Source organism: Streptomyces sp. NPDC087859, assembly GCF_044742595.1.
Classification (GTDB): domain Bacteria; phylum Actinomycetota; class Actinomycetes; order Streptomycetales; family Streptomycetaceae; genus Streptomyces; species Streptomyces canus_F.
Map to the genome: position 1 here is coordinate 50,960 of NZ_JBIUUU010000020.1, position 13,308 is coordinate 64,267.

Consider the following 13,308-nt stretch of genomic DNA (forward strand, 5'->3'; position numbering starts at 1 on the left):
CAATGGTGGTTACGCTCCCGGCTCCACCGTCGGCGACCAGGGGGCGAGAGTGCCGTCGAACGAACAGCTCAGCGAGCTCCTCGCACCGCACTCCACGGTGCTGCTCACCGTCGAGTGCCAGCAGGGTGTGGTGGGCCCGGACAGCGCACTGCCCGAACTCGCCAAGGAGGCACGCTCGTCGGGCGTCCTCGCCAACGTCGCCCGGCTGGTGGCCGCCGCCCACGAGAGCGGGATCCAGGTGATCCACGCCCTCGCCGAACGCCGCCCCGACGGCCGCGGCGCCAACCGCAACGCCCGGCTGTTCCGCGCCGCCGAACGGCTCCCCGTCCAGCAGCTGTCCGGCACCACGGCGGTCCGGATAGCGGCCCCGATCGAGGTCACCGAGGAGGACTTCGTCGTACGACGGCTGCACGGGCTGTCGCCGATCCAGGGCACCGACGTCGACCCCCTGCTGCGCAACCTGGGCTGCCGCACCCTCGTCGTCACCGGTGTCTCCGCCAACGTGGCCATCCCCAACGCCGTGTTCGACGCGGTCAACCGCGGCTACACCGTGGTCGTCCCGACGGACGCGATCGCCGGGGTGCCCTCCGACTACACCTCCGCGATGATCCGCAACACCCTCGCCCTGGTGGCGACCCTGGCGACCACGGCCGACGTGGTGGGCTGTCTCACGCGAGCGCGATCGAGTCGCCGCTCACCGTGATCTTCTGCTCGGGCAGCGGCTGGGTGGCGGGCCCCTTCTGCACGCTGCCGTCGCTCACCGAGAACTCGCTCTTGTGACACGGACAGGTGATGACCCCGTCGGAGACCCCCGTCACCGCGCATCCCTGATGGGTGCACTTCGACGAGAAGGCCTTGAACTCACCCGCCGCGGGCTGGGTGACCACCACGCCCGCGTCCTTGAAGATCTTGCCGCCGCCCTCGGGTATGTCCGACGTCTTCGCGAGCGCGGTGCCGGAGGCGGCGCCGGACCCGTCGTCGTCCGACCCGCACGCGTTCAGCGTGAGGGTGAGCCCCGCCGCCCCCACCGCCGCCACGACGGTGCGCCGACTCGGTGCCGACGTGGGATGAAGCGATTCGCTGGACATGGTCACGTCCCCTTCCACGGATATCTCGTGAACTGCCCAGGGGTACGGACCCGGCGTGCCCGATGTTCAGACACCCCTCGGTAACCTGGGGCGATGCTCAAGGAAGCCATCGCGACCCGCTTCATCACGCCCCTGCGTGAGGGCGGCTCGCTGCCGGGGCTCGTCGAGGCCGACGACCTCGGGACCTACGTCCTCAAGTTCACCGGCGCCGGGCAGGGCCGCAAGACGCTCGTCGCCGAGGTCGTCGTCGGTGAACTCGCCCGCCGCCTCGGCTTCCGGGTCCCCCGGTTGGTGACGCTCGCCCTGGACCCGGTGCTCGGCCTCGGCGAGCCCGAGCAGCAGGTGCAGGACCTGCTCCGCGGCAGCGGCGGTGCCAACCTGGGCATGGACTTCCTGTCCGGCGCCCTCGGCTTCGACCCGCTCGCCTTCACGGTGGACCCGCAGGAGGCCGGCCGGATCGTCTGGTTCGACGCGCTGGTCAACAACGTCGACCGCTCCTGGCGCAACCCCAACCTGCTGATGTGGCACGGCGATCTGTGGCTCATCGACCACGGCGCGACCATGATCTGGCACCACAACTGGCCCGGCGCCGAGGCTTCCGCGGCCCGCCCGTACGACGCCTCCGACCACGCCCTCGCGCGCTTCTGGCCGGACGTCGAGGCCGCCGCCGCGCACCTGGCACCCCTCGTCACCGAGGACCTCCTCGCCGAGGTGACCGCCGAGATCCCGGACGTCTGGCTGGCCGGCGAACCCGGCTTCGACACCCCCGACGACCTCCGCCGCGCCTACGCCCGCCCGCTGCACGCCCGTGCCGCCGTCATCCACGACCGCATCAACGGCATCGAGGAAACCAAGTGACCGAGCGCCACATCATCCGGGGGAGCGAGCGCAACGACCGGGACGTCTACGAGTACGCGCTGCTGAGGGTCGTCCCCCGCATCGAACGCGGCGAGTGCATCAACGCCGGGGTGCTCGTGTACTGCCGGGCCAAGGCGTACGTAGGCGTCCGCACCCACCTCGACGAGGCCAAGCTGCTGATGCTCGACGCGGACGCGGACGTGGCCGGTGTGCGGGCCGCACTGCGTGCCGTCGAGAGCGTGTGCGCCGGCGGCGAGGAGGCGGGTCAGGCCGCGTCCGACGACGCCGGGCGGCGCTTCCGCTGGCTCATCGCGCCCCGCTCGACCGTTGTCCAGCCCGGCCCCGTGCACACCGGACTCACCATCGATCCGACGGCCGAGCCGGAGCGCTTGCTGAACCTCCTGGTGAGGTAATGGATCACACTCGGCTCATGTGACGTTGACACCGCGTGCCAGGGCTTCTAGCGTCACGTCTGCTGAAGGTACTAAGCGGTCGCTCACCAGATGGGCGTCCTTCTCGAGGGCGAGGAGAACCAGCAATGTCCACCACTGAGCAGCGGGTCGCCGTGGTCACCGGCGGAGCGCGCGGTATCGGCGCCGCCACCGCCGTACGACTGGCCGCCGAGGGCCGTGCGGTCGCCGTGATCGACCTCGACGAGGCCGCCTGCAAGGACACCGTGGAGAAGATCACCGCGGCGGGCGGCAAGGCGATCGCGGTCGGCGCGGACGTCTCCGACGAGGCCCAGGTCGAAGCGGCCGTCGCCCGGGTCGTCGCCGAGCTCGGCGCCCCGACGATCCTCGTCAACAACGCAGGCGTGCTCCGCGACAACCTGCTGTTCAAGATGAGCGTCTCGGACTGGGACACCGTCCTCGGCGTCCATCTGCGCGGCTCCTTCCTGATGACGAAGGCCGTCCAGAAGCACATGGTCGACGCCGGCTTCGGCCGCGTGGTCAACCTGTCCTCCTCCTCGGCGCTCGGCAACCGCGGCCAGGCCAACTACTCCGCCGCCAAGGCCGGTCTCCAGGGCTTCACCAAGACCCTCGCCATCGAGCTCGGCAAGTTCGGCATCACCGCCAACGCCGTCGCCCCCGGCTTCATCGCCACCGACATGACCGCCGCCACCGCGGCCCGCGTCGGCATGGGCTTCGAGGAGTTCAAGGCCGCGGCCGCCACCCAGATCCCCGTCGCCCGTGTCGGCTACCCCGAGGACATCGCCAACGCGATCGCCTTCTTCACCGACGAGGCCGCCGGCTTCGTCTCCGGCCAGGTGCTGTACGTGGCCGGCGGACCGCTCGACTAGGGATCACGGACATGACTGAACTTCCTGAGCTCTCCGGCAAGGTCGCCCTCGTCACGGGCGCCAGCCGCGGCATCGGCTACGGCGTCGCCGAGGCGCTCGTCGCCCGCGGCGACCGCGTGATCATCACCGGCCGCAACGAGGACGCCCTGAAGGAGGCCGTCGAGCAGCTCGGCGCCGACCGGGTCGTCGGCGTCGCCGGCAAGGCCCACGACGAGGAGCACCAGGCCGTCGCCGTCGCGCGTGCCATGGAGGCCTTCGGCCGCGTCGACTACCTGATCAACAACGCCGGTACCAACCCGGTGTTCGGGCCGATCGCCGACCTCGACCTGAACGTGGCCCGCAAGGTGTTCGAGACCAACGTGATCTCGGCGCTCGGCTTCGCGCAGAAGACCTGGCACGCCTGGCAGAAGGACAACGGCGGCGCGATCGTCAACATCGCCTCCGTCGCGGGCGTCGCGCCCTCGCCCTTCATCGCCGCGTACGGCGTCAGCAAGGCCGCCATGATCAACCTGACCGCGCAGCTCGCCCACGAGTTCGCGCCCAAGGTGCGGGTCAACGCGATCGCCCCGGCGGTCGTGAAGACCAAGTTCGCGCAGGCCCTGTACGAGGGCCGGGAGGCCGAGGCCGCCGCGTCCTACCCGCTGGGCCGGCTCGGTGTGCCCTCCGACATCGGCGGTGCCGCGGCGTTCCTGACCTCCGCACAGTCCGACTGGATCACCGGCCAGACCCTCGTCGTCGACGGCGGCATCTTCCTCAACGCCGGCGTCGGCTGACCGACCCCGCACACATCACGGGCGCCACTGGACACCAGTGGCGCCCGTGTCCATGTACAGGACTCGCACAGACCCCTGACAACGCCGCCACAGCGGCACCGGCCACGAACATGCAGGAGGGGCCGGTTCAGGCCGCGTAAAGCTGCGGTATGGTCTGCCAACCCTTGGTATGGCAGCTCGAGGAGCGTGCGCGTGTTCAACCGGAACAGAGGCCTTTGGCGGATGGCAGCCATCGCATCCATATCGTCGCTGGTGGCCGGATGTGGTGTGTTCTCCTCGGATTCCAACGATGGTGGGGCCCCGATCGTCGTCGGAACCACCAGTGCCCCGGCCACGCTGGACCCCGCGGCCTCCTGGGACAACTCCTGGGAGCTGTTCCGCAACGTCTACCAGACGCTCCTGAACTATTCCCCGGGTGGCACCGACCCCGAGCCCGACGCCGCCGAGGGCTGCGAGTTCACGGACACGTCGAGCACCGAGTACAGCTGCACGCTGCGTGAGGGCCTGAAGTTCTCCAACGGGCACACACTGGACGCCAAGGCCGTCAAGTACTCGATCGACCGGATCAAGAAGATCAACGTCAACGGCGGTCCCGCGGGCCTGTTGGGCACTCTCTCCCGGGTGCAGGTGAAGAGTGATCTTGAGGTCGTCTTCCACCTCAGCCAGCCGGACGCCACTTTCCCCCTGGTGCTCACCACGCCCGCCATGTCGATCGTGGACCCCGAGGAGTACTCCGCGACCGAGATCCGCAAGGACGGCAAGGTCAGCGGGTCGGGGCCCTACACGCTCGACGCCTACGACGAGGGCAAGAAGGCCGAACTCGTCGGCAACGAGAACTACAAGGGCATAGCGGATCCCAAGAACAGCGCCGTCACCATCCGCTACTTCCAGCAGTCGGACGACATGGTCGACGCCCTCAGGAGCAAGGAGATCTCGGTCGTCTACCGAGGGCTCGCCGCCTCCGACACCGTGGACATCGAGGAGAACCAGCGCAAGGAGGGGCTCCAGCTCGTCGAGAACGCCACCTCCGAGATCAGTTACCTGGTGTTCAACCCCAGCGACCCGTGGGCCGCGAAGCCCGCGGTACGCAAGGCCGTCGCCCAGATCGTCGACCGCGCGGCGCTCGTGCACAAGGTCTACAAGGACACCGTCCAGCCGCTGTACTCGATGGTCCCGGCCGGACTCACCGGCCACACCACGGGCTTCTTCGATGACTTCGGAAGCCCCAGCGTGGCCAAGGCCAAGCGGCTTCTCACGCAGGCGGGGATCACCGAGCAGGTCCCGCTGACCCTCTGGTACACCAGCGACCGCTACGGCTCGACGACCAAGCCCGCCTTCGAGGAGCTGAAGAAGCAGCTGGAGGCCTCCGGCCTGTTCACGATCACCCTCAAGAGCCGCCCGTGGAAGACCTACGTCGAGGGCTACCAGAAGGGCGAGTACCCGGTGTTCGGGCGCGGTTGGTTCCCCGACTTCAACGACGCCGACAACTTCATCGCACCCTTCGTGGGTGAGCAGAACGCGCTCGGTACCCCGTACGACGCCCCCGAGATCACCGAGAAGCTGCTGCCGGAGTCACGCGAGGAGAGCGACCGCGGGGCCGTGACCCAGCAGATCGAGGACGCTCAGCAGATCCTCGTGGACGACGCGCGGCTGCTGCCGCTGTGGCAGGGCAAGCAGTACGTGGCCGCGGACGAGGAGGTCGGCGGTCTGGAGAACGTCATCGACCCGGCGACCATGATGACGATGTGGGAGCTGTACCGGAAGACCAGCTGGTAGGCGGGGGTTTCCCGGGGAGCGGAGTCCGTTGTCAGTGGTCGCCTGTAGGTTCTGAGACCTGAAGTGACCGCACGACATAAGGACGTTGACGTGACCGACATCGCCATGCTGCCCGAGTCCTGGCGCGGGGTCCTGGGCGACGAGCTCCAGCAGCCCTATTTCAAGGAGCTGACCGAGTTCGTCGAGGAGGAGCGGGCGAAGGGTCCCGTCTATCCGCCGCGCGAGGAGGTCTTCGCCGCGCTGGACGCGACGCCGTACGACAAGGTGAAGGTCCTGATCCTCGGTCAGGACCCGTACCACGGCGAGGGCCAGGGCCACGGCCTGTGCTTCTCGGTGCGCCCCGGGGTGAAGACCCCGCCCTCCCTCCGGAACATCTACAAGGAGATGAAGGAGGAGCTGGGCACCCCGATCCCGGACAACGGCTATCTGCTGCCGTGGGCCGAGCAGGGTGTCCTGCTGCTCAACGCGGTGCTCACCGTCCGGGCCGGCGAGGCGAACTCGCACAAGGCCAAGGGCTGGGAGAAGTTCACCGACGCGGTCATCCGCGCGGTGGCCGACCGGCCCGACCCGGCGGTCTTCGTGCTGTGGGGCAACTACGCCCAGAAGAAGCTCCCGCTGATCGACGAGAGCCGGCACATCGTGGTCAAGGGCGCGCACCCCTCGCCGCTGTCGGCGAAGAAGTTCTTCGGCTCCCGTCCGTTCACGCAGATCAACGAGGCGGTGGCGCTCCAGGGCCACGAGGCGATCGACTGGACGATCCCGAACCTGGGCTGACTGCCGCCGGGCCGGTTCCGCGTCGGACCGGCCCGGTGCCGCCTGACCGGGATTGTCGGCGGGGGCCGTTAGCGTCGGGTGGTATTGACCGACGAGGGCCCGGAGGACGCGGTGGCGGAGCGACAGGAGCAGACGGCGCCCGATGCCGTGATGACGCGGATCGGGCAGGTCGTCATGCTGCATCACGCGGGCGACCGCGAGGAGGCCCGGCACCGCTTCCTGGACCTGTGGGCGGAGATCGGCGAGGACGGCGATCCGCTGCACCGCTGCACCCTCGCCCACTACATGGCCGACACCCACGACGACCCCTCGGACGAACTCGCGTGGGACCTGAGAGCGTTGACGGCCGCCGAGGAACTCACGGACGACCGTCTCGCCGAGCACGAGAGCGCACTCGCGGTCAGGGCGCTGTACCCCTCGCTGCATCTGAACCTCGCGGCCGACTATGTGAAGCTCGACCGCTCCGACGCCGCCCGCACGCATCTGCGCCGGGCGCGAGGGGCGGCGGAATCACTCGCCGATGACAGCTACGGGGACGGGGTACGGGCGGCGATCAGCAGACTGGAACTCCGGCTCGGGGAAGGCGGCTCCTCCGGCACGGGAGGGTGGGGGCCGCCGCGACAGCGGCCCTGAGGCGGGGGGGCCGGGCGGCGCGGGCCGGTGGGGTGCCAATCCGATCGGCCGGCACCGGCGCTTGGCCTGGTACCTCGCGGCGCTTGGGCCGGCACCCAGTGGCGCCTCGCCCGGTACCTCGCGGCGTTTGGCGCGGCACCCGCGCCGCCTCGGCCGCCAACTTGCGGGGTTTGGCCCGGCACCTCGTGGCGCCTCGGCCGGATCCCTGCGGCGGTTGGCTCGGTATCTCGTGGCGCCTCGGTCGGAATCCTGCGGCGCTTGGCGCGGCACCCGCGCCGCCTCGGCCGCCAACTTGCGGGGTTTGGCCCGGCACCTCGTGGCGCCTCGGCCGGATCCCTGCGGCGGTTGGGTCGGTATCTCGTGGCGCCTCGGCCGGAATCCTGGGACGCCTCGCCCGGTACCTCGCGGCGCTTGGCCCGGCACCCGCGGCGCCTCGGCCGGAAACCTGGGGCGCTTGGTCGGCACCTTGCGGCGCCTCGGCCGGCACCCACAGTGCCTCGGCCGGCACCGTCGCGTGGCTCGGCAGGTGCCCGCCGTGCTCGTCCGGCGACCGTCCGGCGTTCATGCTTGGCTACGCCCCCGCGCACGTCCGGCGACCGTCCGCCGGTCAGGCCGGCTGACGCCTGCCGTGCCGCCCCGGCTAACGCCCGTACGTCCGGTCGCAGAGCACCGCCTCCGGGCTGTCCTTGCGCCACCCGCCGTACTGCTTGCCGAGCTTGCAGATGTCCGGGTTCTTCGGGACCTGGGCGGCGACGTCGGGGATCTCGACCCGCGGCCGGGGGGCCTCGGGATGTGCGGGCTGGGGATGGGCCGGCCGGGCGTGCGGATGTGAGCGCGGCGCCTGTCGTTCGGGTGCCGGCGCGGTGGCGGGAGAGGGGGGTGCGTCCTTCGGCAGGGGCGCGCTCCGTCTCGACCTGCGGGACGACTCGATCAGTTGCAGGGCCTCCTGGGCCGGTGCCTGCACGACCTGCGGTTCCGCCCGGCCGTCGGGCCGGGGCGCCGCCGGCTGGGACGGTGCCACCGGCGGACCAGGGGCGACGGATGGGTGCTGGACGGTCACACAGCCGGAGAGGGCCGAGACAGCCACGGTGACCAGGAGCGTTGCGGTCGTCGTCGTTCGATGCACCCGCGCAACTCTGCTGGGTCGCGCCGGGTTTGGGACAGCGGAGGAGCGGAGGTTGCCCCGCACGGGTGATCTCCGGCCCCGTACGGAGGGCGTGCTCTCCGCGAGGGTGACGTCAGTCGCCGGTCGCGCCGTCGAGGCGCTCGCGGATCAGGTCGGCGTGGCCGTTGTGGCGGGCGTACTCCTCGATCATGTGGGTGTAGATCCACCGCAGGCTGAAGCGCTCGCCGGTGCGCCGGTGCTTGCCCGCGGACATGTCGTCCAGCCCGAAGCCGGCCGCGTTGCGCCGGGCGACCTCGATCTCGGCCTGCCAGGTGGCGTGGGCCTGCTCCCAGGTGTCCGCCTCGGTGAGATGGAACTCGCCGTCCGGGTCCTCGTCGCTGTAGTAGAGCGGCCCCTGATCGTCGTCGGCCAACACCTTGCGGAACCAGCCCCGCTCGCACTCCGCCAGATGCCGCACCAGCCCCATCAGGGACAGTTCGGAGGGCTCCACGGCGGCGGTCCTCAGCTGGGCGTCGGTCAGGCCCTCGCACTTCCAGGCCAGGGTCTGCCGGTGGTAGTCGAGCCAGCCCTCCAGCATGGTCCGCTCGTCGGCGTCGGTCGCGGGTTCACTTCGCTGTGTCGTCATGCCCGCATCGTGTCCCAATCCACCAGGCCCGGCCACGTATTTCAGGTGCCGAGCATCCCGTCGAGCAGTTCCCGCAGCCCCGCCCGCACCTCCTCCGGCCCCGGCACCCGCGTACTGAACGACCCGGCCACGCAGGAGAACATCAGCCCGTCCGCCCAGGCCACCAGGGACAGCACATGCCGGTCCGGCTCCGTGGAGCCCATGGCCGTGACGAGGACGGCGAGCTGGTCCCGGAAGCGGGCGCCGGTGGCGTCGAAGTAGGCCCGCAGCTCGGGGCGTCGGGTGGCCTCCAGGGCCAGTTCGTAGCGGGCGAGGGTCAGTTCGCGGTGGCGGGTGAGGGCGCGGTGCGTCGCCAGAGCCAGCGCCTCCACCAGTGCGGGGAGACCGGCCCGCGGGTCCGGCATCTCGTCGAGCGCCAGCACCTTCGCCTCGCGGTCGGCCAGCCGGCGCACCGCCAGCTCCAGCAGCGCCTGCCGGGTGCGGGCGAGATTCGACGTGGAGCCCTGGGGCAGCGCGGCCGCCTCGTCGACGGCCCGGTGGGTCAGCCCGCGCATTCCGCGCTCGGCGAGCAGGGCGAGCGCGGTGTCGGCGACGAGGTCGATGCGGGAGGCCGGGGCCGGGTCGGTGCGTACGGGCATGGAGCTCAATCTACCCGGCGCACTACAGCTGTAGTACGGTTGGTGCGGAACTACACCTGTAGTGAGGAGTGGTCATGACACAGATCCGGCGCGTGATCGTCATCGGCGGCGGCATAGGCGGCCTGGCCGCGGCCGCCGCCCTGCACCTGAGCGGCCGGCAGGTCACCGTCCTGGAGCGGGCCCGCTCCCTGGAACCGGTCGGCGCCGCCATCTCCCTGTCGCCCAACTCCCTGCGCGCCCTCGACGTCATCGGCATCGGAGACGAGATCCGCGACCTCGCCGCCTGGACGGGTGACGGCGGCCTGCGCACCCCCGGCGGGCGCTGGCTCTCCCGCTCCAGCGCCGCCGCCGCGGCCGAGCGCTTCGGCGGCCCGCTCGTGCTGCTGCACCGGGCCACCCTCATCAACAGCCTCGCCGCACTGCTCCCCCCGGACGCCATCCGCACGGCGGCCGAGAGCACCCTCGCCGACCCCGGCGACGCCCGCCGCCCGGCCCGCGTGCGGACGCCCGACGGCGAGCTGGAGGCCGACCTCGTCGTCGCCGCCGACGGCGTCCGCTCCGCCGAGCGCGCCACTCTGTTCCCAGACCACCCCGGCGCCGTCTATTCCGGATTCACCACCTGGCGCGTGGTGATCCCCGTGCCCGGTACGGAGTTCGCCTCCCACGAGACCTGGGGCCGCGGCCGCATCTGGGGGACCCACCCGCTCAAGGACGGCCGGGTCTACGCGTACGCCGCCGCCCTGGCGCCCGCGGGGGAGCGGGCCCCGGACGAGAGGGCCGAACTCGTCCGCCGCTACGGCGACTGGCACGACCCCGTCCCCGCGGTGCTCGCCGCCGCCCGCCCCGAGGACGTGCTGCGCCACGACGTCCACCACATCGCCGAACCCCTGCCCGCCTTCCACCGCGGCCGGGTCGCCCTCCTCGGCGACGCCGCGCACGCCATGCCCCCGACCCTCGGACAGGGCGGCAACCAGGCGATCGAGGACGCGATCGTGCTGGCACACCATGCCGACGACCTGGCCGCGTACTCGGCGGCACGCCTTCCCCGTACGACCGCGATAGCCCGCCAGGCCGTCAGGATCGGACGCCTCAACATGACGCCGAACCGCGCCCTCATGGCCGTACGCGACTCCGCGATCGCCGCACTCTCCCTCGCCGGCCCGGCCCTCTTCCTGCGCGGATTCGACGGCATCGCCGACTGGCGGCCGCCGCAGCCGCCGTATGCTTCGGTCGTGTCAGGCGCGGGCGAACGGTAGGGAGAACCCAGTAGTGAAGGTCGGCTGCATCGGACTCGGTGACATCGCCCGGAAGGCCTATCTGCCGGTGCTCGGCACTCTGCCCGGCGCCGAACTCCATCTGCAGACCCGCACCCCGGCCACGCTGGCCCGGGTCGCCGACGGCCTCCGTCTGCCCGAGGCCCAGCGCCATCGGGACCTGGACTCACTACTCGCCGCCGGGCTCGACGCGGCCTTCGTGCACGCGCCCACCGTCGTGCACCCCGAGATCGTGACGCGGCTGCTGGAGGCGGGCGTACCGACGTACGTCGACAAGCCGCTGGCGTACGAACTCGCCGACTCGGAGCGGCTGGTGGCCCTCGCGGAGGAGCGGGAGGTGTCCCTCGCGGTCGGCTTCAACCGGCGCTTCGCGCCCGGGTACGCACAGTGCGCCGACCATCCCCGTGAGCTGATCCTCATGCAGAAGAACCGGATCGGGCTGCCGGAGGAGCCGCGGTCGATGATCCTCGACGACTTCATCCATGTCGTCGACACCCTGCGCTTCCTGGCTCCGGGCCCGGTCGACGACGTCACCGTCCGCGCCCGGGTCCAGGACGGGCTGCTGCATCACCTCGTGCTCCAGCTGTCCGGCGACGGCTTCACCGCGCTCGGTGTGATGAACCGGCTCAGCGGCTCGGCCGAGGAGATCCTGGAGGTGTCCGGACAGGACACCAAGCGTCAGGTGGTCAACCTCGCCGAGGTCATCGACCACAAGGGGCAGCCGACCGTGCGACGGCGCGGGGACTGGGTTCCGGTCGCCCGCCAGCGCGGCATCGAACAGGTCGTGATGGCCTTCCTCGACGCCGTGCGCGCGGGGAAGGTGGTCAGCGCCCGGGACGCGCTGGCGACCCATGAGCTGTGCGAGCGGGTGGTACGCGCGGTCCAGGAGCGGGCCGCCTGAGCCGCAGGACCCGGACTCCCTGCCCCACGCACCAGACGGCGACGATGAGCAGCGCCGCGCGGGGCACCCAGTCGCCGAAGCGGACGTACGGCGTGACCCCCGTGGCCAGCGGTACCTCGTAGACCGTCGTCGCGCTCGCGCTCGTGCCGAGCCATGAGCCGACCCGCTGTCCCTCCGGGCCGTAGACGGCCGAGACGCCGGTCAGGGTCGCGTGCACCATCGGGCGGCCCGTCTCGGCGGCGCGCAGGGCGGCGAGCGAGGCGTGCTGCTCGGGAGCCCAGCTGTGCTGGAAGGACGACGTCGACGACTGGGCGATCAGCACCTCGGCACCGTCCTCGGCGAGATGCCGGCTCATGTCGGGGAACGCGGACTCGAAGCAGACCATCGGACCGATCCGCAGCCCGTGGCCGACGTCCATCACGACCTGCTCGGTGCCCTGCCTGCGGTTCTCGCCCGCCGCCTTGCCCACCGAGGTCGCCCAGCCGAGCAGTGAGCGGAAGGGGATGTACTCGCCGAAGGGCACGAGCCGCATCTTGTCGTAGCGGTCGCCGGTGAGGCCGCCGGGGCCGACGAGCACCGAACTCTTGTAGATGCCGGGCTTGTCGGAGCGCCGGGCGTCCACGTTGACGAGGATGTCGGCGCCGGTCTCGCTCGAGAGCGCGGCGAGCCTGCGGGCGAGGTCGGGCCGGTCGACGAGGTCGAAGCCGACACTGCTCTCGCCCCACACGACCAGGTCGACGTCCTGCCGGGCCAGTTGACGGGTGAGCTGTTCCTCGCGGGCGAAGCGCTTGTCGACGCCCTCGATGACACCCGGCTGCACGACGGCGATCCGTACGCCGCCGTCGGCGTCCGGGCGCGGCGACCACATCCAGGCCGCCGAGGTGGCGGCGGCGGTGGCCACGAGACCGGCCAGTGCGGGAACCCGGGACTGCCGGACGGTGATCAGCACGGCGACGGCGACGTTCACGGCCACCACCAGGAAGCTGATCAGCCACACCCCGCCCACCGATGCCAGCCGCAGCGCCGGCGTTACCTCCCACTGACTGGCGCCGAGCATCCCCCACGGCCCGCCGAGGCCCTGCCAGGAACGGACGAGCTCCACCAGCAGCCAGCCCGAGGGCAGCACGAGAAGGGCGCCGCAGATCCGGCCGCGCGAGGGCGTCCCGGCGAGGAAGCGGCGGACCAGCCATCCCCAGGGCGCCCACAGTGCGCCGAGGAGGGCCGCGATGACGAACGTGAACACATGCAGGCTCGGCAGCAGCCAGTGGTGCATGGCCAGCATGAAGCCGAGCCCGCCGAACCAGCCGTCGTACGCCGCCCTCTTCCCGGTCGGGGCGGAGCGGACCAGGACGATCCAGGGGACCACGGCGACGTAGGCGAACCACCACAGGGACGGGGCGGGGAAGGCGAGCACGGGCAGGGCGCCGGCGAGCGCGACGACGGTGGAACGCCGCCAGGGTGAGGTGAGCCAGTGGTCGAGCGTCTTCATGCAGCGACTCCTACCCCGTGCGCCCTCCAGTGTGCGTGATGCGGACGTCCCAG

At 71.2% G+C, this 13,308-nt stretch carries 15 protein-coding genes; 10 read left to right on the forward strand and 5 right to left on the reverse strand.

Annotated features, from left to right (window positions below; translation table 11 throughout):
* The first annotated feature begins 49 nt into the window (after positions 1–49).
* Positions 50–703 carry a cysteine hydrolase gene (locus ACIOHP_RS38830; protein ID WP_401894847.1) on the forward strand — a complete coding sequence of 218 codons (654 nt, stop codon included), beginning with the start codon at positions 50–52 and terminating at the stop codon, positions 701–703.
* Here ACIOHP_RS38830 and ACIOHP_RS38835 read toward each other — a convergent pair.
* The gene (locus ACIOHP_RS38835; RefSeq protein WP_401894849.1) at positions 669–1,088 is read right to left on the reverse strand and encodes a Rieske (2Fe-2S) protein; all 420 of its coding nucleotides are present in this window, start codon (positions 1,086–1,088) and stop codon (positions 669–671) included. The two genes, ACIOHP_RS38830 and ACIOHP_RS38835, sit on opposite strands and share 35 nt — an antisense overlap.
* Before the next feature lie 93 nt (positions 1,089–1,181).
* Between ACIOHP_RS38835 and ACIOHP_RS38840 the strand changes: the two genes are divergently transcribed.
* From ACIOHP_RS38840 to ACIOHP_RS38870, 7 genes are all read left to right on the forward strand, one after another.
* On the forward strand, positions 1,182–1,946 hold the full coding sequence (locus ACIOHP_RS38840) for a HipA family kinase (RefSeq protein WP_401894852.1): 765 nt from the start codon (positions 1,182–1,184) through the stop codon (positions 1,944–1,946).
* Positions 1,943–2,359, forward strand: a complete 417-nt coding sequence (locus ACIOHP_RS38845) for a DUF3037 domain-containing protein (protein ID WP_361547398.1) — start codon at positions 1,943–1,945, stop codon at positions 2,357–2,359. The genes ACIOHP_RS38840 and ACIOHP_RS38845 overlap by 4 nt, the downstream gene beginning before the upstream one ends.
* A gap of 125 nt (positions 2,360–2,484) precedes the next feature.
* Positions 2,485–3,246 carry a 3-oxoacyl-ACP reductase FabG gene (fabG, locus tag ACIOHP_RS38850; RefSeq protein ID WP_266832684.1) on the forward strand — a complete coding sequence of 254 codons (762 nt, stop codon included), beginning with the start codon at positions 2,485–2,487 and terminating at the stop codon, positions 3,244–3,246.
* 11 nt (positions 3,247–3,257) lie between these two features.
* Positions 3,258–4,019, forward strand: a complete 762-nt coding sequence (locus ACIOHP_RS38855; protein WP_361493534.1) for an SDR family oxidoreductase — start codon at positions 3,258–3,260, stop codon at positions 4,017–4,019.
* Positions 4,020–4,211: 192 nt separating this feature from the next.
* Complete coding sequence (locus ACIOHP_RS38860; protein WP_361547403.1) at positions 4,212–5,795, forward strand: ABC transporter substrate-binding protein; 1,584 nt, start codon at positions 4,212–4,214, stop codon at positions 5,793–5,795.
* Positions 5,796–5,885: 90 nt separating this feature from the next.
* A complete protein-coding gene (locus tag ACIOHP_RS38865) occupies positions 5,886–6,569 on the forward strand; it encodes a uracil-DNA glycosylase (protein ID WP_351684922.1) in 684 nt (227 codons plus the stop codon).
* A 111-nt stretch (positions 6,570–6,680) separates the two neighbouring features.
* Positions 6,681–7,202, forward strand: coding sequence for a hypothetical protein (locus ACIOHP_RS38870; RefSeq protein WP_361493528.1), 522 nt, complete (start codon positions 6,681–6,683; stop codon positions 7,200–7,202).
* 640 nt (positions 7,203–7,842) lie between these two features.
* Here the strand turns inward: ACIOHP_RS38870 and ACIOHP_RS38875 are convergent.
* From ACIOHP_RS38875 to ACIOHP_RS38885, 3 genes are all read right to left on the reverse strand, one after another.
* On the reverse strand, positions 7,843–8,328 hold the full coding sequence (locus ACIOHP_RS38875) for a hypothetical protein (protein WP_401894855.1): 486 nt from the start codon (positions 8,326–8,328) through the stop codon (positions 7,843–7,845).
* 112 nt (positions 8,329–8,440) lie between these two features.
* Positions 8,441–8,953 (reverse strand): DinB family protein, encoded by a 513-nt coding sequence (locus ACIOHP_RS38880; RefSeq protein WP_401894857.1) that lies wholly within the window; start codon positions 8,951–8,953, stop codon positions 8,441–8,443.
* 41 nt (positions 8,954–8,994) lie between these two features.
* Complete coding sequence (locus tag ACIOHP_RS38885) at positions 8,995–9,591, reverse strand: TetR/AcrR family transcriptional regulator (protein ID WP_401894859.1); 597 nt, start codon at positions 9,589–9,591, stop codon at positions 8,995–8,997.
* Between the two features lie 74 nt (positions 9,592–9,665).
* Between ACIOHP_RS38885 and ACIOHP_RS38890 the strand changes: the two genes are divergently transcribed.
* Both ACIOHP_RS38890 and ACIOHP_RS38895 read left to right on the forward strand, forming a co-directional pair.
* Positions 9,666–10,847 carry an FAD-dependent monooxygenase gene (locus tag ACIOHP_RS38890; RefSeq protein WP_401894861.1) on the forward strand — a complete coding sequence of 394 codons (1,182 nt, stop codon included), beginning with the start codon at positions 9,666–9,668 and terminating at the stop codon, positions 10,845–10,847.
* 13 nt (positions 10,848–10,860) lie between these two features.
* Positions 10,861–11,766: a Gfo/Idh/MocA family oxidoreductase gene (locus ACIOHP_RS38895; protein WP_361547419.1), complete on the forward strand. Its 906-nt coding sequence runs from the start codon at positions 10,861–10,863 to the stop codon at positions 11,764–11,766.
* Here ACIOHP_RS38895 and lnt read toward each other — a convergent pair.
* On the reverse strand, positions 11,690–13,255 hold the full coding sequence (gene lnt / locus ACIOHP_RS38900) for an apolipoprotein N-acyltransferase (RefSeq protein ID WP_401894864.1): 1,566 nt from the start codon (positions 13,253–13,255) through the stop codon (positions 11,690–11,692). The two genes, ACIOHP_RS38895 and lnt, sit on opposite strands and share 77 nt — an antisense overlap.
* Between the last annotated feature and the right edge of the window lie 53 nt (positions 13,256–13,308).